General features: G+C 72.9%; 18 protein-coding genes. 5 read left to right on the top strand and 13 right to left on the bottom strand.

Going from position 1 to position 20,582, the window contains the following annotated elements; all coding sequences use genetic code 11:
* Positions 1-15 precede the first annotated feature (15 nt).
* Positions 16-618 carry a phosphoribosylanthranilate isomerase gene (locus ACQP10_RS15495; RefSeq protein WP_389995505.1) on the bottom strand — a complete coding sequence of 201 codons (603 nt, stop codon included), beginning with the start codon at positions 616-618 and terminating at the stop codon, positions 16-18.
* A gap of 291 nt (positions 619-909) precedes the next feature.
* Here ACQP10_RS15495 and ACQP10_RS15490 point away from each other — a divergent pair, with 291 nt between their 5' ends.
* Positions 910-1,578 (top strand): CBS domain-containing protein, encoded by a 669-nt coding sequence (locus tag ACQP10_RS15490; RefSeq protein ID WP_246423877.1) that lies wholly within the window; start codon positions 910-912, stop codon positions 1,576-1,578.
* 101 nt (positions 1,579-1,679) lie between these two features.
* On the opposite strand, the gene ACQP10_RS15485 is transcribed toward ACQP10_RS15490, so the two are convergent.
* Genes ACQP10_RS15485 through ACQP10_RS15470 form a run of 4 tightly spaced genes read right to left on the bottom strand, consistent with a single transcriptional unit; the run spans position 1,680 to position 5,925 of the window.
* Positions 1,680-2,480 carry an amino acid ABC transporter ATP-binding protein gene (locus ACQP10_RS15485; protein ID WP_433541602.1) on the bottom strand — a complete coding sequence of 267 codons (801 nt, stop codon included), beginning with the start codon at positions 2,478-2,480 and terminating at the stop codon, positions 1,680-1,682.
* A complete protein-coding gene (locus ACQP10_RS15480; RefSeq protein ID WP_346023346.1) occupies positions 2,477-3,385 on the bottom strand; it encodes an amino acid ABC transporter permease in 909 nt (302 codons plus the stop codon). The genes ACQP10_RS15485 and ACQP10_RS15480 overlap by 4 nt, the downstream gene beginning before the upstream one ends.
* A 2-nt stretch (positions 3,386-3,387) precedes the next feature.
* Positions 3,388-4,344: an ABC transporter substrate-binding protein gene (locus ACQP10_RS15475; protein ID WP_179817867.1), complete on the bottom strand. Its 957-nt coding sequence runs from the start codon at positions 4,342-4,344 to the stop codon at positions 3,388-3,390.
* A 12-nt stretch (positions 4,345-4,356) separates the two neighbouring features.
* Positions 4,357-5,925, bottom strand: coding sequence for an amidohydrolase (locus tag ACQP10_RS15470; RefSeq protein WP_433541601.1), 1,569 nt, complete (start codon positions 5,923-5,925; stop codon positions 4,357-4,359).
* A gap of 114 nt (positions 5,926-6,039) precedes the next feature.
* Between ACQP10_RS15470 and ACQP10_RS15465 the strand changes: the two genes are divergently transcribed.
* Positions 6,040-6,915: a LysR family transcriptional regulator gene (locus ACQP10_RS15465; protein ID WP_179817869.1), complete on the top strand. Its 876-nt coding sequence runs from the start codon at positions 6,040-6,042 to the stop codon at positions 6,913-6,915.
* A 142-nt stretch (positions 6,916-7,057) separates the two neighbouring features.
* Positions 7,058-8,239: an amidase gene (locus ACQP10_RS15460; RefSeq protein WP_433541906.1), complete on the top strand. Its 1,182-nt coding sequence runs from the start codon at positions 7,058-7,060 to the stop codon at positions 8,237-8,239.
* A gap of 3 nt (positions 8,240-8,242) precedes the next feature.
* Here the strand turns inward: ACQP10_RS15460 and ACQP10_RS15455 are convergent, their stop codons facing one another.
* Entirely contained in the window at positions 8,243-9,283 is a 1,041-nt protein-coding gene (locus tag ACQP10_RS15455; RefSeq protein WP_346023344.1) for an Lrp/AsnC family transcriptional regulator, read from the bottom strand.
* A gap of 145 nt (positions 9,284-9,428) precedes the next feature.
* Here ACQP10_RS15455 and ACQP10_RS15450 point away from each other — a divergent pair, with 145 nt between their 5' ends.
* A complete protein-coding gene (locus ACQP10_RS15450; protein ID WP_433541600.1) occupies positions 9,429-10,286 on the top strand; it encodes an aspartate/glutamate racemase family protein in 858 nt (285 codons plus the stop codon).
* Positions 10,237-12,000: a sensor histidine kinase gene (locus ACQP10_RS15445; RefSeq protein ID WP_346023342.1), complete on the top strand. Its 1,764-nt coding sequence runs from the start codon at positions 10,237-10,239 to the stop codon at positions 11,998-12,000. The genes ACQP10_RS15450 and ACQP10_RS15445 overlap by 50 nt, the downstream gene beginning before the upstream one ends.
* 131 nt (positions 12,001-12,131) lie before the next feature.
* Here the strand turns inward: ACQP10_RS15445 and ACQP10_RS15440 are convergent, their stop codons facing one another.
* From ACQP10_RS15440 to ACQP10_RS15410, 7 genes are all read right to left on the bottom strand, one after another.
* Positions 12,132-12,944, bottom strand: coding sequence for a PIG-L family deacetylase (locus tag ACQP10_RS15440; protein WP_179817873.1), 813 nt, complete (start codon positions 12,942-12,944; stop codon positions 12,132-12,134).
* A gap of 195 nt (positions 12,945-13,139) precedes the next feature.
* Positions 13,140-14,162, bottom strand: a complete 1,023-nt coding sequence (locus ACQP10_RS15435) for an ROK family protein (protein WP_433541599.1) — start codon at positions 14,160-14,162, stop codon at positions 13,140-13,142.
* Positions 14,159-16,678, bottom strand: a complete 2,520-nt coding sequence (locus ACQP10_RS15430) for a glycosyl hydrolase 2 galactose-binding domain-containing protein (RefSeq protein ID WP_433541598.1) — start codon at positions 16,676-16,678, stop codon at positions 14,159-14,161. Before ACQP10_RS15430 ends, ACQP10_RS15435 begins: the two co-directional genes overlap by 4 nt.
* Before the next feature lie 55 nt (positions 16,679-16,733).
* Positions 16,734-17,693: an ABC transporter ATP-binding protein gene (locus ACQP10_RS15425; RefSeq protein WP_433541905.1), complete on the bottom strand. Its 960-nt coding sequence runs from the start codon at positions 17,691-17,693 to the stop codon at positions 16,734-16,736.
* Entirely contained in the window at positions 17,693-18,634 is a 942-nt protein-coding gene (locus ACQP10_RS15420; protein ID WP_433541597.1) for an ABC transporter ATP-binding protein, read from the bottom strand. The genes ACQP10_RS15425 and ACQP10_RS15420 overlap by 1 nt, the downstream gene beginning before the upstream one ends.
* Positions 18,631-19,533, bottom strand: a complete 903-nt coding sequence (locus ACQP10_RS15415) for an ABC transporter permease (protein WP_433541596.1) — start codon at positions 19,531-19,533, stop codon at positions 18,631-18,633. The genes ACQP10_RS15420 and ACQP10_RS15415 overlap by 4 nt, the downstream gene beginning before the upstream one ends.
* Complete coding sequence (locus ACQP10_RS15410) at positions 19,530-20,525, bottom strand: ABC transporter permease (RefSeq protein WP_399500380.1); 996 nt, start codon at positions 20,523-20,525, stop codon at positions 19,530-19,532. The genes ACQP10_RS15415 and ACQP10_RS15410 overlap by 4 nt, the downstream gene beginning before the upstream one ends.
* Positions 20,526-20,582: the final 57 nt, after the last annotated feature.

The following is a 20,582-nucleotide window of genomic DNA, read 5'->3' as shown; positions in this document are numbered from 1 at the left end:
CCAGCCGGGGCGGGGTCAGCGCGCGGGGGCGGCCGCGCGGGCGGCGGCGACGAACTCGCGGATGAGCCCGGCGTCCTTCACCCCGGGCGCGGTCTCCACCCCGCTCGACACGTCCACCCCCCACGGCCGGGCGGCGCCGATCGCCTCGGCGACGTTCGCCGGGTCCAGGCCGCCGGCCAGCATCCACTGGCCGGTGGGACGCCCGCGCACCGCGGCCCAGTCCCACGGCTCCCCGGATCCGGGCCTGGGGGCGTCCACGATGAGCAGGTCCTCGCCGAAGGCGCCGCAGTGCGGGTCGGCGCTCGCCGATCCGGCGCGGACCAGGGTGAGCCCGAGGTCCCGCAGCGCGGCGAAGTCCTCGCGCGGATGGTCGCCGTGCAGCTGTACGGCGCGCACCCCCGCCTCCAGCGCGGCGGCCCGCATCTCGTCCGGGGTCTCCCCGGCGAAGACCGCCACGGTCAGCACGTGCGGCGGCACCGCCGCGGCCAGCTCCCGCGCCAGGGCGGGGGTGATCCGCCGGGGGCTCCGGGTGAGGACGAAGCCGACCGCGTCCGCCCCCGCCTCGACGGCGGCCGTCACATGCCCGGGCTCGCGCAGCCCGCAGATCTTCACGTACACCCTCGGCACCCTAGTACAGCGACGACGCCCGGCGGCGAGGGGCGGACGCCGGACCCGGCCGCGGCGCGCGGCCCCCGGAGGCTCCGGCCCCGCGGTGAGGGACGGACCCCGGACCCGACCGCGGCACACGGTCCCCCGGACCGTGAGACCGGATCCGGTGTCCGGTTCGCGAGGTGCGGGCCGATCGGCCGGGGGCGGCGAGGATGAACGTCCCTCGCCCCGGGGACCTTCGTCGCTGCCCCCGCCCCGCCCCGGGGCGGCACGATTGAGCCGGACACGAGGAGGTCAGCGATGACGATGCAGGTGAAGGACATCATGGGCAAGGTGGCCATCGCCGTCCGGCAGGACGCGCCGTTCGCCGAACTGGTCGCCACCATGCAGCGGTTCAAGGTCGGCGCGGTGACGGTGATCGACGCCGACCGGCGTCCGGTGGGCGTGGTGTCGGACGATGACCTCCTGCTCAAGGAGACGACCGGCAACCGGTACGGCGCGGCCCTGTTCGAGGGCCGCGAGCAGCGCCGGGAACGGCGCAAGGCCGCGGGCACCGTCGCGGGCGCGATCATGACCAGCCCGGCGATCACCGTCACGATCGGCACGCCGGTGCGGGACGCGGCCCGGCTGATGCACACCGCCAGGATCAAGCAGCTCCCGGTGATCGACCCGGTGACCGGCAGGATGGTGGGGACCGTCCACCAGCGCGACCTGCTGAAGGTCTTCCTGCGGCCGTCGCAGGACGTCCGGCTGGAGGTCGAGGACGTTCTGGCCGGGCTCGGCGTGCCGGTCGAGGACGTCACCGTGGAGGTCGAGGCGGGCGTGGTCACGCTGACCGGCCAGGTCCCCCGCAGCTCGCAGGTCACCGCGGCCTCCGCCGCCATCCACGAGGTGGACGGGGTGGTGGACGTCAGGGGCGACCTGACCTACCAGACGGACGACCTGCTGCTCGTCCCGCCGATGTACTAGAAGCCGATGCCGGCCGGAACCGGCCCCAGGCCGTACGCCTGGCCGCCGAGCGGGATCGGCCTGTTCAGGCCGGGCCTCCCACGATGTTCCGGCCGGACCGCCTACCGGGACTCCTCGCGCTCCTTCGGGTCGCGCACGCTGGACAGGAAGGCCCTGGTCCGCTGGTGGCCCGGGTTGGCCAGGAGTTCGCGGGGCCGGCCCTGTTCGACGACCACACCGTCGGCGAAGAAGGTCAGCCGGTCGCCGACCTCCCTGGCGAAGGCGATCTCGTGGGTGACCACGACCATCGTCATCCCCTCGACGGCCAGGCCCTTCATGACCTCCAGCACCTCGTCGACCAGCTCCGGGTCCAGGGCGGAGGTGGGTTCGTCGAACAGCATCAGCGCCGGGTTCATCGCCAGCGCCCTGGCGATGGCCACCCGCTGCTGCTGGCCACCGGAGAGCTGGTGGGGCCGCTTGTGCGCGTGGTCGGCCAGGCCCACCCGGTCCAGGTGCTCCATGGCCAGCGTCCGCGCCCGGTCCGCGGGGGTGCCCAGGACGTGGACGGGGCCGCAGGCGACGTTCTCCAGTGCGCTGTGGTGGGCGAACAGGTTGAAGCGCTGGAACACCATGCCGATGTTCCTGCGGAAGGCGGCGAACTCCTTGGGCGTCCAGGGGTGGTACCTGCCGCCGCGCAGGGTGTGGCCGACCTCCTCGCCGAGCACCCGCAGGCTGCCGCCGAGCACCGGCTCCAGGCCGTTGAGGCACCGCAGGAACGTGGACTTGCCCGAGCCCGACGGGCCGATGATGCAGCTCACCTCGCCGGAGGCGACGGTGAAGTCGACGCCGTTGAGCACCTGCACGTCGCCGTAGCCCATCCGGACGCCCGAGGCCTGCACGATCTGCTCGCCCGCCGCGTTCATGCGGCCGCCTTCGGCAGGATCCTGGCGGCCAGGCCGCCGCCGCGCACCAGCCGTACGGCCTCGGAGCCGAAGCGGCGCTCCAGCCTGCCCTGCAGGAAGGTCGCCACGGCGGTCATGAGCATGTACCAGAGGCTCGCCACGATCAGCAGCTCCATGATCAGGTTGTTCGCCTTGTAGATCTGGCTGGCGTTGGTCATCAGGTCGTGCCCGGCGACCACGTAGACCAGCGAGGTGGTCTTCAGCATGGAGATGAACTCGTTGCCGGTGGGCGGGATGATGATGCGCAGCGCCTGCGGCAGCACGATGACCCGCATCCGCTTGGCCGGCGTCATGCCCAGCGCGTACGCCGCCTCGGTCTGGCCCTGGTCGACGGCCTGGATCCCGGCGCGCACGGTCTCGGCGAAGTAGGCGGCCAGGTTCAGCCCCAGCCCCAGCATGGCCGAGGTGAAGCCGGTCATCACCTGGTTGGTGTCCCACTTGACGCCGATCATGGTGAACGGGACCTTGAGCACCAGTTCGGGGAACAGGAACGCCAGGTTGTACCAGAAGATGAGCTGCACGAGCACCGGCGTGCCGCGGAAGAACCAGATGTAGAACGAGGCCAGTCCGCTCAGCACCGGGTTGTGCGCCAGCCGCATGATCGCGACCAGCACGCCCAGGACCAGTCCGAGGGCCGTGGCCAGGACCGAGATCTCGATGGTGACCCAGACCCCGCTCAGGATCCGCTCGTGGAACAGGTACTCGGCGACCTTGCCCCATTCCAGGTTCGGGTTGGCCACCATGAGGTAGGCCAGCCGGGCCGCGACCGCCAGCGCGACCACCGCGGCCAGCCAGCGGCCCCAGTGCCAGGTCCGCGCGACGGGGATCGGCCTGCCCGACGCGTCGGTGATCGGTTCGGTCCGCATGGTCACTTACCGCCGTTGACCACGGCGGACTGGACGGCCAGCTTGTCGAGGTTCCACGCCGCGAGCAGCTTGCCGTACTCCCCGCTCTGGATGAGCGAGTCCAGCGCGCCCTTGACGGACTCGATGAGCTCCTTGTTGTCCGGCTTCATCCCGATGCCCCACGGGCTCTCGGTGCCTTCGAGGGTGATCGCCTCCATGGCGAGCTTGGGGTCCGCGGCCTTGTAGGCGGCCACCACGTAGTCGGTGATGAGGGCCTGCGCGCGGCCGTTGCCCACCTGGAGCATGGCCTCCGTGTCGCCGGGGAACTTCAGGATGTCCACCGCGGCCTTGCCGTCCTTCTTGCAGTCGGCGTCGTACTTCTCGGCCAGCTCCATCGAGGAGCCGTTGTCGACGACGGAGACCGTCTTGCCGCACAGGTCCTTCGGCCCGTTGACGCCGGCCGGGTTGCCGGCCTTGACCAGCAGCCCCGAGCCCGCCTGGACGTAGTCGACGAAGGTGACCTGGCCCTGCCGCTCGGGGTTGTCGGTCATCGAGGAGATGACGAAGTCGTAGCGGCCGGTGAGCACGCCGGGGATCTGCGAGTTGAACTCCTCGTCGGTGATGGTCACCTTGACGCCGAGCTTCCTGGCGATGGCCCTGGACAGGGCGGGGTCGAACCCGATCGGGGTCTTGCCGTCGCTGGCGAACAGCTCCATCGGCGGGTAGCCGATGGAGGAGACGACCTTCAGGCCGTCGGACTTCAGCTTCGCCGGCGCCTTGGCGGCGAGGTCCTTGTCGGGGGTGATGGCGTTGATGACGTCGGCCGCCTTCTCCTCGGCGGGGGCCTGGTCGAGGACGACGTCCGGCGCGGCGGCCGGCGCCGTGGCGGACGCGCCGTCGTCGAGGGACTGGGCGCCGCAGGCCGCGGTGGCGGCCAGCAGCGCGCCGGCGGCGAGCGTGGTGAGGATCCGGGTCTTCAAGGGGGTGCTCCTTCAGGAGTGCTGCCAGCGGACTTCGCCGCCGACGACGGTGGTCATGACCTTGGTACGCAGCACGGCGGCCGGCGACTCCACGAAGGGATCGGTGTCCACCGCGATGAAGTCGGCGAGCTTGCCGGGTGCGAGTACGCCCTTGTGGTCCTCCTCGCCCGCGGCGTAGGCCGCGCCGAGGGTGTGGGCGGTGAGGGCCTCGCCCATGCTCAGCCGCTGCTCGGGCTGCCAGCCGCCGGCGGGCGTGCCGTCGACGCGGGTACGGGTCACCGCGGCGTACAGCGCGGCGAAGGGGTTGGGGTGCTCGACCGGGGCGTCGGAGCCGAAGGCCAGCGCGACGCCGACGTTCAGCATCCCGCGCCAGGCGTAGGAGGCCAGCTCGTGCCCGGCCAGCAGGGTGTCGACCAGGTCGATGTCGCTGGTGCAGTGCACGGGCTGCATCGAGGCGACGATGCCCAGCCTGGCCATCCTGGCCAGGTCCGCGGTCCGCAGGTGCTGGGCGTGCTCGATGCGGTGCCGCAGCCCGGCCGTACGGCCGATGGCCTCGTAGGCGTCGATGACCAGGTGGTTGGCCTGGTCTCCGATGGCGTGCGTGGCCACCGCGATGCCGGCCCCGGCGGCCGTGCCGAACAGTCTGACCAGGTCCTCGTACGGCGTGACCGCGATGCCCACGTTGCCCTGCTCGCCGGCGAAGGACTCGCCCATGTGGCAGGTGTGCGAGCCCAGCGCCCCGTCGCTGAAGATCTTCACGGGTCCGGTGCGGAACCAGTCGTCGCCCTGCCCGGTGCGGCGCCCCTCGGCGATGGCCGCCTCCAGATGGGTCATCGGGATCGCCTTGTGCACGCGTATCTTCAGCTCACCGGCGTCGCGCAGCTCCAGGTAGGCGGCCCGGCAGTCCTCGCCGTCGATGTCGTGCACGCTGGTCAGGCCGAGTGCGAGCAGTTCCTCCTGCGCGGCGCGGAGCTGGTCGCGCAGGTCGGCGGAGACCATGAGGTTGCGCAGCGGGTAGGAGGCCGACTCGCGCAGGATGCCGGTGGGCTCGCCGCTCGCGTCCCTGACGATCTCACCGCCCACCGGGTCGGGGGTGTCGGCGTCGATGCCGGCCAGCCGCAGGGCCGCGGAGTTGGCCCACACCGTGTGGCCGTCCACGCTGGGCAGCGCGACCGGCAGCTCGGGGCAGACCGAGTCCAGCGCGTACCGGTCGGGCTGCGTCGGCGGGTCCCAGGTGTTGCTGTTCCACCGGCCGCCGAACAGCCAGGCGCCCGGCCGCAGTCGCGCCGCGTGCGCGGCCACCTTGGTCAGCGCGTCGTCCAGGGAGCGCACGTCGCGCAGGTCCACCGCGTCCAGGCTCTGGGCGTACTGCGCGGTGTGGATGTGGGCGTCGTAGAGGCCGGGGAGCACCGCGGCGCCCTCCAGGTCGATCAGCTCCGCTCCCCCGCCCGCGGCCTCGCGCACCTCGGCCTCTCCGCCGACGGCCAGTAGCCGCTCACCGTCCACGGCCATGGCCTGGGCCAACGGGTTGCCGCTGTCTCCTGTGCGGATGGCGGCGTTGCGGTACACGCGGATGCTCATATGACTCTCTAGGGTTCGGCTCGATTGACGGTGGCCATCACTGTAGGAGTGGCGGAAAGAAGGCGGAAGCGCTATAAACACGACATTCAGCACCTCTGAGCACAAGGAACTCTAATGCTGAAGCCGGAACACCTGCGTACTCTCCGTGAAGTCGTTGAGCTGGGGTCCTTCGCCGCCGCCGCCAACCGGCTCGGTTACACCGCGTCGGCCGTCTCCCAGCAGATGGCCGCGCTGGAACGGGAGATCGGCGTCAGGCTGTTCACCCGCTCCGCCCACAGCGCGCTGCCCACCAGCGCCGCCGAGGTGCTGGCCAGGCATGCGGAGACCGTGCTCATCGACATGGAGCGCATGGTCGCCACCGTGCAGGCCGTGCACCGGAACAGCGAGCGGCAGATCCGCCTGGGCGTCTTCCCCAGCTTCACCGACGTGCTGACCGGCGTGCTGCGGCGGATGGAGCCCGAGGAACGCGCCGGCATCAGGGTCTCCGTCGCCGAGTCCTCCCAGCTCATCCCACGCCTGGGCGCCGGCGGCGAGATGGACGCGGCGATCATCTACCAGGTGGGGAACTCCGGCCTGTCGTGGCCGTCCGCGCTGGGCCGGCGCTGGATCGCCGAGGACCGCTACAAGCTCGTCCTCCCGCGCAGCTGGCCCGACCTGGCGCCCTACCGGGCCGAGCACCTCGTCGACCTGCCGTGGATCATGCACCACCCGGCGACCAGCGACGCCGCCATCTTCGAGGGCCTGTTCGCCCACTGGGGGCTGCACCCCCGGGTGGCCTGCCACTCCGACGACTTCAAGATCACCATAGCCATGATCGGGGCGGGGATGGGTGCGGCGCTCGTCCCCGAACTCGCGCTGCGCGGGCACGGCCCCGACATCGTGATCGCCGACGTGCCGTGGCTGAACATCAGCCGCAGCATCTTCACCCTCGTCCATCCCGGCCGCGAGACCGCCCGGCTGCAGTCCCTGCTGGACGCGCTGACGCTCTGACCGGTCCCGCGCACTCGACTGGGCACGGCGGATCTGCCAGCATGTGCCGGATCACGGACGCGGCCGGTGACGGACCCGGCGCGCCGACCGTCACCGACCGGCCTTCCCTGTGGCCGGAGCGGGCGTTAGGAGATCCTTGACTGTGGAACACGAGGCGGCGATCGCCAGGTCCGCCGAGGCCATACGCCTCCACCGCGGGCACAACATCCTCATCGAGGCCGGCGCCGAGCCGGTCATCGACCGGCTCGCACGTCGCGACCGGCCGGCGCCCGCCACGCCACCCGAGCTGTGGGCCTGGACGTTCGTGGTCAAGGACATGATCGACGTCGCCGGGCTCCCCACCACCCGGGGGTCCGCCCTGTACGGGAGCGAGGAGGCGCTGACCACCGCGCCGTGCGTCGAACTGCTGGAGCGCGCCGGGGCCCTCCTGGTCGGCAAGGCCAACCAGCACGAGTTCGCCTGGGGTGTCACGAGCGAGAACCCGCACTGGGGCGATGTGCGCAACCCGCGCCACGAGCACCTGGCGCCCGGCGGGTCGAGCGGCGGCACGGCCGCGGCGCTCGCCGCCGGGATCGCCCGGTTCGGCCTCGGCACCGACACCGGCGGCTCGGTGCGGATCCCGGCGGCCTGCTGCGGCGTGGTCGGCCTGCGCCCGAGGGCCGGCGTCGTCTCCTCCGAGGGGGTCGCGCCCCTCGCCCCGATGTTCGACGTGGTCGGGCCGATGACCACCTCGGTCGCCGACTGCGCGCGCGTGTGGCGGGTGCTCTCCGGAGAGGCCGTCGAGCCGCCGCGCTCGCTGTCGGGGCTGGTCGTCGGCGTCGCCGAGGGATGCGCGCAGGCCGATGAGTTCGCGGACCTGGGCGCCGAGATCCGCGAGATCGCCCTGCCGTACGGGATCCTGTCCCCGTACTGGACGATCGTGGGGGCGCAGGCCCGGCGCACCCACGAGGCCACCTACCCGGCGAACGCCGCGAGCTACAGCGCCGGCGTGCGGCGGAAGCTGGACGACGCCGGCGGGATCGGCCATCGGGAGTACCGCCGGGCGGTGGAGGAGCTTTCCGCCGTCCGGGCCGGATTCTCGGCGGAGATGGCCGGCGTCGACGTCCTGATCACGCCGACGCTCGGCGGCCCCGCGCCGCGGGCCGGCTGCGACGAGGCCGCCGTCCGCGGCGAGGTCGGCCGGATCACCTCCGTCGTCTCCGCGCTCGGCCTGCCCGCGCTGGCCATCGGAGACCTGCAGCTGGTGGGGCGCGGCGAGACCGATGTGCTGCGGGCCGGCCTGTGCTGGGAGGCCCGCGGAGGCGCGATCCCCGCGCCGCGCTGAACGTCAGACGCCCGGCGACAGGCTCCACGGGTCGACCGGGACGACGCCCGTGCAGCGGCCGGAGGGGTCGAGGAGCCGCCCGTAGAGCTTCGACTGCCGCAGGACGATCTGCCGGTCGGCGATGCTCGCGTACGGGAAGCGCTCCTCAAGGCGCACCACCAGCGGGTGCAGGTCGGAGACCCCGTGCAGGCCGACGGTGAGGAGCATGTTGCGGGCGCCCGCGAGCGCCGCGCACGTCCGCGTCTCCGGCCAGTCGAGCAGCGCCCGGCCCGTCTCCTCCAGCAGGCCGTCCGGCATCCGCAGCCACAGCACCGCCGAGGAGTGCCAGCCCGCGTGCGAGCGCGCCAGGTCGCAGCGGAAGTCGATGTCGCCGGTCGCGACCAGGCGTGACAGCCTGCGCTGCACCGTGCGCTCGGACTTGCCGACGGCCTGCGCGAGCTCGGAGTAGCCGGCGCGGCCGTCGGCGAGCAGGGCCTTGAACAGCAGCCGGTCGATCTCGTCCATCTGCCTGGTGGACTCCGCCGGCCCCGGCCGCCTGGCCAGCGCGCCCGCGGACCGCGGCGGCAGCACCCGCAGCCGCCAGCGGCACGATGCCTCGAAGACGCGCGTGGCGACATGGGTGCGCACCTTCGCCACGCCGGGCACCCGCGGCAGGTCTGTGAGCAGGTAGTCCGCCAGCGCCGGCATCGACGCGGCGACGGCGATCACGAACAGGTCGTGATCGGCGGCGACGTGCTGCACGGTGATGAGGTGGCCCGCCGCCGCGAGCGTGCCGGCGACCTCGACCGCCGCTCCGGCCTCGCAGTCGATCTCCAGGAAGGCCATGCTCATCGCGTGCATCTGGCGCTGCCCCAGGGCGACGGTGGTCCACGCCTCCCCCGCGCTGTTCAGCCGCTGCCAGCGCCGTGCCGCCGTCACCGGGTCCGCGCGGGTCGCCGCCCCGACCTCCACCCAGCTCGCTCGCGGGTTGATCTGGAGGGCGTCGATGAGTTCGAGGTCGGTCTCCGACAGCAGCCGCCGGGGCTCGATGCCGGAATCCTGCATGATCGATCCTTCAATGTCACATTGCTGCGTTTAGAGACCGAATGCACCTTATACCTCGATCCTTGTGCGGGTAGCCGTCCCGGGTCCGCCCCGGGCCCACCCCCCCGCTCGCTCCGGCTCACCGCATGGAAGAGGACGCCTCCAGATGACTCAGCTCCACGATCGCGCCCCGGTACCGGCCGGAGGGGCGGGCCACCGGGGGCACCCGGTGAGCAGGACCCGGCTGGTCGGCGTCCTCGGCGGCATGGGTCCGGCGGCCACCGTCGACTTCTACGGCAAGCTCGTGGAGGAGACGGCGGCCACCTGTGACCAGGGACACGTGCCCGTCGTCATCTGGGGCGACCCCCGCGTCCCCGACCGTTCCCTGAGCCTGCTCGGCGGCGGCGAGGACCCGACCCCGTATCTGCGGCGCGGCGTCGAGGGTCTGAAGCAGGCGGGGTGCGAGGTGCTCGCCGTACCCTGCAACACCGCCCACGCCTTCGTCCCCCCTCTGGCGGAGGAGGCCGGGCTGGAGCTGGTGAGCATCATCGAGGTCACCGCCGACGCCCTCGCGGCCGACGGCGTCCGCGCGGCCGGCGTGCTGGCCACCTCGGGCACCCTGCGCGCCGGCCTGTACGCGGGCGCTCTGCGACGGCGCGGCGTGGCGGTGATCGAGCCGGACGAATCCGGTCAGCGGCAGGTCACGGCGGCCATCGGCGCCGTCAAGGGCGGCGGCGTCCAACCGGCCCACCGGCGGGCGCTGGCGGAGCTGTCCCGCTCCCTCGCCGATCGCGGCGCGGAGCGGGTCGTCACCGCGTGCACCGAGCTCGTCCTGGCCCTGGACCGCTCCAGCGTCCCCGTCCCGGTTCTCGACCCCGCCCGCCTGCTGGCCCGGCGGCTCGTCGAGGTGGCGTTCGGCGCTCCGGCGACCCACCGCGGTGGGCCCCGGCGCTCCCGGATGCCAGACTTCCCCTATGACGCAGAAGGAGCCCCGTTCCCTGATGCCCAGCATGCGGCTGGATGAGCTGCTGGAAGAGCTGCAGGTGCGGCTGGAGGCGGTGCTGGCCACCCGCGACCGCGTGCACGCCCTCCTGGAGGCGGTCGTGTCGGTGGGCAGCGACCTCGATCTCGAGACGGTGCTGCGGCGGATCGTGGAGACCGCCACCACCCTGGTCGACGCCGGCTACGGCGCGCTGGGCGTCATCGGGGAGGAGAACACGCTCGTACAGTTCGTCCCGGTCGGGCTGAGCGAGGAGGAGATCGCCCGGATCGAGCACTGGCCGCACGGCCTGGGCCTGCTGGGCCTGCTGATCAAGGAGCCGCAGACGCTGCGCCTGTCCGACCTGTCCCGGCACCCGGAGTCGTACGGCTTCCCGCCCGGTCACCCGCCGATGGGCTCCTTCCTGGGGGTGCCGGTGCGGGTCCGCGAGGAGGTGTTCGGCAATCTCTACCTCACCGAGAAGCGCGGCGGCGGGGAGTTCGACGAGGAGGACGAGGCGATCGTGGTGGCGCTGGCCACCGCGGCCGGCGTCGCCATCGAGAACGCCCGCCTGTACGAGGAGACCCGCCGCCGGGAGGTGTGGCTGCAGGCGTCCTCCGACGTCACCACCGCTCTGCTGTCGGGCGCCGAGCCCACCGAGGTGCTGACGCTGGTGGCGCGGCGGGCCCGGGAGATGGCCGGCGCCGACGTCGTGGCGGTCATGCTCCCGGACCCCTCCGGGGAGACGCTGCGGTGGGAGATCAGCGACGGTGAGCCCGGTGTCCGGCCCGCCGAGAGCGAGGTCCCCGTCTCCGGCACCCTCGCCGGCCGGGCCTTCCTCAGCGGCGAGCCGGTGACGGCGAGCGAACGCGACGCCGCCGGCGCCTTCCCCATCGTCGACTCCGCCACCGATTCCGCCGACGTCACCGACCTCACCGAGGTCGACGGCGGTTTCACCGCCGGCGGGGAGACGCCGATCGGCCCGGTGGCCGCCGTGCCGCTGGGCCGGGCCGGGGCCGTCCGCGGGGTGCTGAAGCTCGGCAAGCGCACCGGCCGGCTCCCGTTCAGCACCGGCGAGCTGCACACCCTGCGGTCCTTCGCCGGTCAGGCCGCGCTCGTCCTGGAGCTGGCCGAGGCCAGGCGGGACGCCGAGCGCCTGGGGCTGCTGGAGGACCGCGACCGCATCGCCAAGGACCTGCACGACGTCGTCATCCAGCGGCTCTTCGCCGTCGCCATGACGCTGATGAGCATCGTCCGCTTCGTCGAGCACCCCGAGGCGGCCTCCCGGCTGCGGCACGGGATCGACGAGCTGGACGAGACCATCCGGCAGATCCGCTCCACCATCTTCGCCCTGCAGGCCCCCCGCGACGCCGCCCCCGGCCTGCGCGCGCAGGTCGTGGAGCTGGTGGAGGGGGCGCGCGGACACCTGGGGTTCATGCCGGGACTGCGCATGGAGGGCCGCCTCGACAACGGGGTTCCGGCCCCGGTCGCCGAGCAGCTCACCGCCGTGCTGCGCGAGGCCCTGTCCAACATCGTGCGCCACGCCAGGGCCTCCAAGGCCGACGTGCTGGTCGAGGCGGCCGGCGACGAGCTGCTCCTCCGCGTCCGCGACGACGGCGTGGGACTGCCCGGTGAGGGCAGGCGCAGCGGCCTGCGCAACATGGAGGACCGCGCCCGGCAGCTCGGCGGCTCCTTCGAGGCGGGCGCGGCCCCCGACGGCGGGACCCTGCTGACCTGGCGCGTTCCGCTCGGCGGCTGACCGCGCCCGGCGCCCGGCCCGGCCGCTGGGCCGCCGTCGGCGCGAGTCACCGCCGGCACGGACCATCGTCGATACGGGCACCGTCGACGCCGGTGACCGCCGGGGTGGGCCGTCCTCAGCGCAGGCCGTCCTCAGCGCAGGCCGTCGAAGAGGTGCTCCTCGCGGCCCGGGGCGGGGACGCGGCTGAAGACGCGGATGAACGCCTCGTGGGAGAAGGCCCGGTGCTGGGCGTCGGCGGGCATGCGCAGCAGGAAGATGTTCTCGCCCTGGCTGGCGTGCGCCTCCAGCGCCTTGCGCTTGCGCTCGACGTAGGGGGCGACGTCCACCATCGCGGTGATCTGCTCCTCGGGGACGCCGAAGTCGTCGGGCAGCTCGAAGTCCTCCGGAGCCGCTCCGGTCGAGCGGAGGAACTCGAACAGCTCGGCGATCCGCTCGCGGGGCACGGCGGTGTAGTAGAGCTTGGCGGGGACGCCGCTCGCCTCGGCCGCCGCCACGGTGATCCGGTGGGCCTGGATGTGGTCGGGGTGACCGTACCCGCCGTTCTCGTCGTAGGTGACCACGACCTGCGGACGGTAACGCTCCATCAGCTCGGCCAGCCGCGCGGCGGCCTGCTCGACGGGGACGTTGGCGAAGGCGTCCGGCGACTGGTTGGCGGCCCAGCCCTCCATGCCGGAGTCGTGGTAGCCGAGCAGCTCCAGGTGGTCGATCCCGAGGTGGGCCACGGACTCGCGCAGCTCCTGGAGCCGGAGGGCGCTCACCTCCGCCTCGTCGTGGCCGTCCTCGCCGGGCTTGGTCCCGCCGGGGGCGTCGCCCTGCTCGCCGTTGGTGCAGGTGACCAGGACGGTGCGGATGCCCTCGTCCGCGCACCTGGCCAGAATCCCGCCGGTCCCGATCACCTCGTCGTCGGGATGGGCGTGTACGGCCATCAGCGTCAGCTGATCCATGAGTATTTCTACCCTTCCGTCTGCGTCACAGGCGGCCCGCGAGGCCGGGGGCGGCCCCTGCGAGCTCTTTCCGAGCCCTCTTCGAGCCCGGCCCACTCTACGGCGGCGCGCGGCACGGCGGACGGCCGCCCGGGGCGTCCTCGCGGGCCGGATCCCCGGCTCTCCGGGCCGGACGCCCGGGGGACACCCGCGGGATCACTCCGGGACGGCGGGCGCGGCTCCGGGCCGGGTGTCCGGGAGACGCCGGGGCAGGACGAGGGCGGCGGCGCCGAGCAGGCCGGCGTCGCGGCCCAGGGAGGTGGCGTCCACCCGCAGGCGGCGGGTGAAGCCGAGCCCGGCGTTCTCCGCCATCGCCTGCCGGAGCGGGTCGAACAGGATCGGCCCGGCGGCGGCCACGCCCCCGCCGACGACGACGCGGTCGAGGTCGAGCAGGGCCGCGGCGGTGTGGAAGGCGGTGGCGAGCGCGTCGGCGGCGCGGCGGAAGGCGGCCTGCGCGATCGCGGACCCGGCGCGGGCGCTCGCGGCGAGCGCCCGCGCGTCCGCGCCGGTCCAGCCGCCCGCGCGGGCCCAGCGGACCATGGCGGGCCCGCTGGCGACGGTCTCCACGCATCCGGACGCGCCGCACGGGCAGGGGTCGCCGCCGGGATCGACGGTGATGTGCCCGATGTGGCCGGCGTTGCCGGTCGGGCCGAGGTACGGCACGCCGTCCAGGACGAAGCCGCCGCCGACGCCGGTGGAGACCACCACGCCCAGCACGGCGCGGAAGCCCGCCCGCCGCGGCTCCTCCCCCGGCCCCGCCGCGGCCTCGGCGGACGGTTCCGGCGCCGCGGCTCCCGGCTTCTCCGGTTCCTCCGGGAAGGCCCCCCGCCACCACTCCCCCAGCGCCATGCACTGGGCGTCGCCGGCCAGCCGTACCGGGCGGCCGGGCAGCATCCGGCCGACGGCGGCGGTCAGCGGGAAGTCACGCCAGCGGGGGATGTTGACCGGGCTGACCGTCCCGGCGCGCGGGTCGAGGGGGCCGGCCGAGCCGATGCCGATCCCCTCGATCGCGTCGGCCGGCACCCGGGCGGTGACCTGCTCGACGACCTGGGCGAGTGCCCGGTCCGGCGATCCGGCGCGGCTCAGCGGCACCTCGGCGCGGGCGGTCACGTCTCCGTCGGCGGTGACGGCCGCGGCGGCGAACTTGGTGCCGCCGATGTCCAGGGCGAGGACGGTCACCGGCGGGGCTCGTTCACGCAGCGCAGCACCGGGAAGGCGGTCAGCGCGTCCGGATCGGGGAGGTCGCCGGCGGTGACGTGGAAGACGGCGCTCTCCCCCGGCAGCAGCGTCACCGGCAGGTCGTCCACCCGGGCGCCGGGGTCGAGCCGGTCGGGGAAGAGGGCCAGCTCGCGCAGGAGGGTCCGGGCGGTGACCGTCACCCGGTAGCCGTCCCTCGCCGGTTCGGCGCGCGCGTCCCACCTGGCCTCGGGGAAGGCCACCCGGGTGTCCTCGGCGTAGAAGGACACCGTGCGCGTCCCGCCGAGGCGGGCGACGAGCAGTTCGGCGGCCGGGTCGCCGGGGGCGGCCACGGCGGCGGGCAGCGGGAGGCGGGTGACGGAGCGGGGGGCGACGGTCACCCCGGCGGTCTCCTCGGCCAGGATCTCTCCCGACAGGTCGTGCCGGACCAGCGACAGCTCGCCGTGCCACGGCTCGGCCGAGTCGTTGACCAGCGCGGCCTCGCCGTCGATGACGGCGAGCAGCCGGTCGGCGTAGACGCGGCGCAGCGCGTACCACAGGGGTTTGCGGCGGCCGTCGCCGTCGACGGCGGCCCAGGAGGTGACCGGCCAGCAGTCGTTGAGCTGCCAGACGATGCTGCCGGTGCAGTGCGGGGCCAGCGCGCGGAAGCGGGAGACGCCGAACTCGATGGCCCGCGCCTGGTTGAGCTGGGTCAGGTAGTGCCAGTCGTCGAAGTCCTCCGGCCGGGGCAGGTGCTCGCCCAGGCCGCGCAGCAGCTTGCCGTTGCCGTCGATCGCCTTCTGGTGGTGCAGCACCAGGGGCGCGTCGGGGGCCAGCTCACCGCTGATCGCCCTGCGCATCGTGGCGTACGCGGCCGGGCCCTGGAAGCCGAACTCGGCGGCGAAGCGGGGGCGGTAGGCGGCGTAGCGGGTGTAGTCCTCGCGGTTCCACACGTCCCAGATGTGCACCGTGCCGCGTGCGGGGTCGTTGGGCGGCAGGTCGGGGGCGCCGGAGTAGGGGCTGCCGGGCCAGTAGGGCCGGGTCGGGTCGAGCTCGGCGACCACCCGCGGCAGCAGGTCGTAGTAGAAGCCCGCGCCCCAGCTGCGGCCCGCCAGGTCCTCCTGCCAGCCCCAGTCGGCGTGGCCCTCGATGTTCTCGTTGTTGCCGCACCACAGCACCAGGCTGGGGTGGCTCGCCAGCCGGGTGACGTTCTCCCTGGCCTCGGCCTCCACCTCCGAGCGGAACGGCTCCTCCTCGGGGTAGGCGGCGCAGGCGAACGGGAAGTCCTGCCAGACGAGCAGGCCCAGCTCGTCGGCCAGGTCGTAGAAGTCGTCGCTCTCGTACAGGCCGCCGCCCCAGACCCGCAGCAGGTTCACACCGGCCTCGACGGCCTGGGTGAGGCGCTCCCGGAGGCGGTCGCGGGTGACGCGGTTCGGGAAGCAGTCGTCGGGGATCCAGTTGACGCCGCGCACGAACACCGCCTCGCCGTTGACCCGCAGGCCGAACGCCTCGCGGTCCAGCTCGGCGGTGCGGAAGCCGATCCGGCGCCGCCACTCCCGCCGATCCCCCGGCTCCAGGGGCTCCGCGGGCTCGCCGGGCTCCGGGTGCTCGCCGCGTCCCCCGTGCAGGCGGACGGCGAGGTCGTAGCGGGGCTGCGCGCCGTACCCGCGAGGCCACCACACCTCGACGGCGGGCACGGTGAGGTCGAGGACGGCCTCGTGCTCCCCGGGCTCCAGCCGGGCCTCCGCGGTGACGCCGGCGACCTCGGCGGTGACGGTGAGCGGCTCCTGGGCGGCGCGCTCGACCCTGACGTGCGCCGTCACCCTGCCGTCCGTCCCGTCGAGGGTGACCAGCGGGCGCACCCCGGCCAGCCGCGCGCCGCTCCAGCTCTCCAGCCCGATCGGCCGCCAGATCCCGGCGGTGACCACGGCCGGCCCCCAGTCCCAGCCGAAGTTGCACGCCGTCTTCCGGATGAACTGGTACGGCTCGGCGTAGGCCCCCGGCCGGTCGCCCAGGGCCGCCCGCCGCTCCTCGGCGTAGTCGTAGGCGGAGCCGAACACCACGGTGAGGGTGTTGTCCCCCTCACGCAGCAGGTGCCGTACGGGAAAGCGGTAGGAGCGGTGCTGGTTGGCGGTGGCGCCGACCGTGACGCCGTTGAGGACGACCGTGGCGACGGTGTCGAGGCCCTCGCAGACGAGGTCGGTCCGCTCGTGGCCGTCCGGCGTCCAGGTGAAGGCGGTCTCGTACCGCCACGCGGTACGGCCGATCCAGGTGAGCCGGGTCTCGTTGTCGTCCAGGTAGGGGTCGTCGATGATCCCGGCGGTCAGCAGGTCGGTGTGCACGCAGCCGGGCACGGTCGCCGGCACCCCGGCCACCTCGGCCGCCTCGACGCCGGACGGCACCCCGGTCGCCCCGGTCGCCCCGGTCGCCCCGGCGCCGGACGGTACGGCGTTCACCCCGGCGCCACGCGGGACGGCGGTGAGGGTCCAGCCGTCGTGCAGCGGACGGTAGATGCTCAAGTGGTTCTCCTTCTCGCGGCGGCCCCGGGCTTCCGGTGACCGCCGGGCGTTCTTCTCAGCGGCCTTCGGGACGGCCTTCGAGGCGACCCCCGGAACGGCCTCCGGGACGGCCTCCGGGACGGCCTCCGGGGCGTTCTTCGAGGCAGCCTTCGAGCCGGGCGCACGCCACGAAGTGGTCCTCCTCGGCCTCCGCGAGACCGCCGGTGGCGCCGCCGTCGTGGTACAGGCAGGAGGTGACCGGCTCGGCGTCCTCCCAGGGGGCGTGCAGGCGCGGCACGGCCGACAGCAGCTGCCGGGTGTAGGGGTGCAGCGGGCGGCCGAAGACCCTGTCGGTCGCGCCCATCTCGACGACGGTCCCGTGCCGGAGCACGACGGTCCGCTCGGCCAGGTAGTTGCCCAGGGACAGGTCGTGGGTGATGTACAGCACGCCCAGCCCCCGGCCCTTGATCTCGGCGAGCAGGTTGAGCACGTCGATGCGGGTGGAGGCGTCGAGCATGCTGGTGATCTCGTCGGCGACCAGCAGCTTGAGGTCCAGCAGAAGCGCCCGGGCGATGAGGACGCGCTGGAGCTGGCCGCCGCTGAGCTGGTGGGGATACTTGCCGAGGACCTGGTCGGGGTCGAGGCGCACGTCCCGCAGGGCGGCGCGCACCCGCTCGTCCCACTCGGCGGCGGTCGCCGCGGGGAAGTACGCCTCCCTGATCAGCTGGAACACCCGGTCGGCCTTGAACACCGGGTTGAACGTGCTGAAGGGGTCCTGGAAGACACCCTGGACGTGCCGGTAGTACTCCTTGCCGGGCCGCACCGGGGCGCCGTCGAGGGTGATCGAGCCGGCGGTGACCGGGACGAGGCCGAGGATCATCTTGCCGAGGGTGCTCTTGCCGCTGCCGCTCTCGCCGATCAGTGAGACGACCTGGCCCTCCGGCACGTCGAAGCTCACCCCGTCGACCGCGGTCAGGGTCTTGCCGCCGAAGGCTCCGACCTTGTAGACCTTCGTGACGTTGTCGAGTCTGAGCATCATGCCTTCCAGCAGGCGACGAAGTGACCGGGGGCGACCTCGGCGGCCGGTGGCTCCTCGGCGCACCGGTCGAAGGCGAGCGGGCAGCGGTCCCGGAAGCGGCAGCCCGGGGGCGGGTCGAGCAGCGACGGCGGGCTGCCCGCGATGCCCGACAGCCTGCGGTCGGCGTGGCGCACGCCGACCTCGGGCAGCGAGTCGATGAGCATCCGGGTGTAGGGGTGCCGGGGCGCCTCGACGATCGTCCTGGCCGGCGCCTTCTCGGCCAGCTTCCCGGCGTACATGACCATGATCGTGTCGGCGATCTGGTACGTGAGCGAGATGTCGTGCGTGATGAAGATCATGCTCTTGACGAACCCGTTGTCGCGGAAGCCGGCCAGCGCCCTGGCCACCGCCTTCTGGGTGGAGACGTCGAGGGCGGAGGTGACCTCGTCGGCGATGAGCAGCGAGGGGTCCAGGAGGGTGGAGATGACCATGACCATGCGCTGCTTCATGCCGCCGGACAGCTCGATCGGGTAGCGGTCCAGCACCTCGTGGGGCAGGCCCACCGCGTCCAGGCGGCCGAGCAGCTTGGCGGTGTCGGGGGTGACTCCGCGGGAGCACAGCAGCTCGCCCACCATCTTGCCGATCTTGCGGGTCGGGTTCAGCGCGCTCATCGAGTACTGCGGGACGAGCGAGACCTCGTGGAAGCGGAAGTCGTTCATCCGCCGGTCGTCGCCGATGGGCAGCTCCGTGCCGTCGAGCTCGACGGTGCCGCCGACGTGGCGCATGCGGCCGTCCATCCGGATGAGGCTCTTGCCGAGGGTGGTCTTGCCGCAGCCCGACTCCCCGGCCAGGCCGAGGATCTCGGCGTCCCCCAGCTCGAAGGAGACGCCGTCGAGCGCCCGCACGTCGCCCCGCAGGGTCCGGTAGTGCACTTTCAGATCGCTGACCCGCAGGCTCATGTCTCCCTCAGCTTCGGGTTGAAGACCTCGTCGAGGCCGACGTTGGCGACGTACAGGGCTCCGACGATCGCGGTGATCCCGGCGCCGGGCGGGATGAACCACCACCACATGCCGAGCTGCATGGCGCTCCACTGGCTGGCGTTCTGCAGCATCAGGCCGAGCGAGACGCCCTCGGTGGGGCCGAGGCCGATGAAGTCCAGCGACGAGGCGATCAGGATCGAGTTGCCGAACAGCAGGATGAACGTCAGCAGCAGGTAGGAGCTCATGTTCGGCGCGATCTCCCTGGTGATGATCTTCCAGGTGTTCGAGCCGCTCAGCCTGGCCAGGTCCACGAAGTCCCGGCCGCGCAGCGAGAAGGTCTGCGCCCGGATGGCCCGCGCCGCCCACGGCCACGACGTCAGGCCGATGAAGATCGCCTGCGCGACGACGCTGCGGATGCCGAGGTAGGCGTTGATGATGAGCAGCACGGCCAGCGTCGGGATGACCAGGACGATGTTGGTCAGCATGTTCAGGATCTCGTCGAGGAGCCCGCCGCGGAAGCCGGCCAGGAACCCGACGACCATCCCGATGAGGGAGGCGACCACGCCGCCCAGCAGGCCCGCCGCGAAGGTGGTGCGCAGGCCGTACACGAACTGGGCGAAGACGTCCTGGCCGAAGGTGGTGGTGCCGAACCAGTACTCCGACGAGGGGGCCTTCATGGGCGGGCCGACGTACTCGTTGGGCGGGGCGTCGATGGTCAGGGGCCCGATCAGGGCCAGCAGCAGCAGGACGAGGACCACGCCGGCGCCGGCGAGGAGCTTGCCGTTGCGCAGCGCGAAGTGCAGCGCCTCGCGGCGCCCGCTGACCGGTGCGGCGGCGCCGCGGGGGTCGCGGGGGACGGCTTCCTGGAGCGCGGTCATGCCTGAGCACCCGCCATTCCCGCCCGCGTCCGCGGATCGACCACGACGTAGACGATGTCGATGATGAAGTTCGCGGCGAGGACGCCGAGGACGATGAACATGAACGTGCCCTGCAGCAGGAAGAAGTCCTGGTTCTGGATGGCCTTGAGGATGAGGCTGCCCAGGCCCGGGTAGGAGAAGACGATCTCCGTCACCAGGGCGCCGGCCACCAGCACGCCGAGCTGGAGCGCCAGGCCGGTGATCTGCGGCAGCACCGCGTTGCGGAAGGCGTAGCGCCGGATCAGCCGCTGCGGCGCGCCGAGCGCGGCGAGGTAGGTGGAGTAGTCGGACTCCAGCTCATAGATGATCATGTTGCGCATGCCGATCGCCCAGCCGCCGAGCGCGACGAGGAACAGCGAGGCGAACGGCAGCACCCAGTGGTGCAGCAGGTCGAGCAGGAACTCCGCCGACCAGTTGGGCTGCATGGAGAAGCTGTAGCCGCCGGCGATCGGGAAGACGCCCGCGATCACGCCCAGCCCCCAGGCGAGCAGGACCGCCAGCCACATGTACGGCATCGCGGTCAGGACGTAGCCGACCGGCAGGACGGTGTTGTCCAGCAGCCTGCGCCGGGCCGCGTACGCCCCCAGCCGGTTGCCGACGACCCAGCTCAGCAGCACCGACGGGATCATCAGCCCCAGCGTGTACGGCACGGCGCCCATGATGACGTCGCTCACCGGGGTGGGGAACACCCAGATGCTGATGCCGAAGTCGCCGTGCAGCAGCGCCGCCCAGAAGTTGAGGTACTGCCGCCACAGCGGCTGGTCGAAGCCGAAGAGGCCGGTGTAGTACTGCCTCATCGCCTCGACGGCCGCGGGCTGGCTGACGTTGGCCCGGGCGACCATGCCGGCGACCGGGTCACCGGGCATGAACCGCGGGATCATCCAGTCGACCGTGACGGCGACGATGAACGTCAGCCCGTAGACCACCAGTTTCCTGCCGAAATATCGACGCACGAGAGATCTCCCGAAGAGGGCCCCTCCTCCCCCAGGAAGGAGGGGAGGGGGAGGAGG

This window comes from Streptosporangium sandarakinum (assembly GCF_050942225.1).
Taxonomy (GTDB): domain Bacteria; phylum Actinomycetota; class Actinomycetes; order Streptosporangiales; family Streptosporangiaceae; genus Streptosporangium; species Streptosporangium nondiastaticum.
The sequence above is the reverse complement of the archived record's forward strand: the minus strand, read 5'-3'. Positions and strand labels throughout refer to the sequence as shown.

Coding starts and splice junctions, on each gene's coding strand:
- ACQP10_RS15455 (WP_346023344.1), bottom strand. CDS start 9,283: ATGCAGGATTCCGGCATCGAGCCCCGGCGGCTGCTGTCGGAGACCGAC.
- ACQP10_RS15490 (WP_246423877.1), top strand. CDS start 910: ATGACGATGCAGGTGAAGGACATCATGGGCAAGGTGGCCATCGCCGTC.
- ACQP10_RS15470 (WP_433541601.1), bottom strand. CDS start 5,925: ATGAGCATCCGCGTGTACCGCAACGCCGCCATCCGCACAGGAGACAGC.
- ACQP10_RS15425 (WP_433541905.1), bottom strand. CDS start 17,693: ATGCTCAGACTCGACAACGTCACGAAGGTCTACAAGGTCGGAGCCTTC.
- ACQP10_RS15445 (WP_346023342.1), top strand. CDS start 10,237: ATGACGCAGAAGGAGCCCCGTTCCCTGATGCCCAGCATGCGGCTGGAT.
- ACQP10_RS15465 (WP_179817869.1), top strand. CDS start 6,040: ATGCTGAAGCCGGAACACCTGCGTACTCTCCGTGAAGTCGTTGAGCTG.
- ACQP10_RS15480 (WP_346023346.1), bottom strand. CDS start 3,385: ATGCGGACCGAACCGATCACCGACGCGTCGGGCAGGCCGATCCCCGTC.
- ACQP10_RS15450 (WP_433541600.1), top strand. CDS start 9,429: ATGACTCAGCTCCACGATCGCGCCCCGGTACCGGCCGGAGGGGCGGGC.
- ACQP10_RS15440 (WP_179817873.1), bottom strand. CDS start 12,944: ATGGATCAGCTGACGCTGATGGCCGTACACGCCCATCCCGACGACGAG.
- ACQP10_RS15415 (WP_433541596.1), bottom strand. CDS start 19,533: ATGACCGCGCTCCAGGAAGCCGTCCCCCGCGACCCCCGCGGCGCCGCC.
- ACQP10_RS15420 (WP_433541597.1), bottom strand. CDS start 18,634: ATGAGCCTGCGGGTCAGCGATCTGAAAGTGCACTACCGGACCCTGCGG.
- ACQP10_RS15485 (WP_433541602.1), bottom strand. CDS start 2,480: ATGAACGCGGCGGGCGAGCAGATCGTGCAGGCCTCGGGCGTCCGGATG.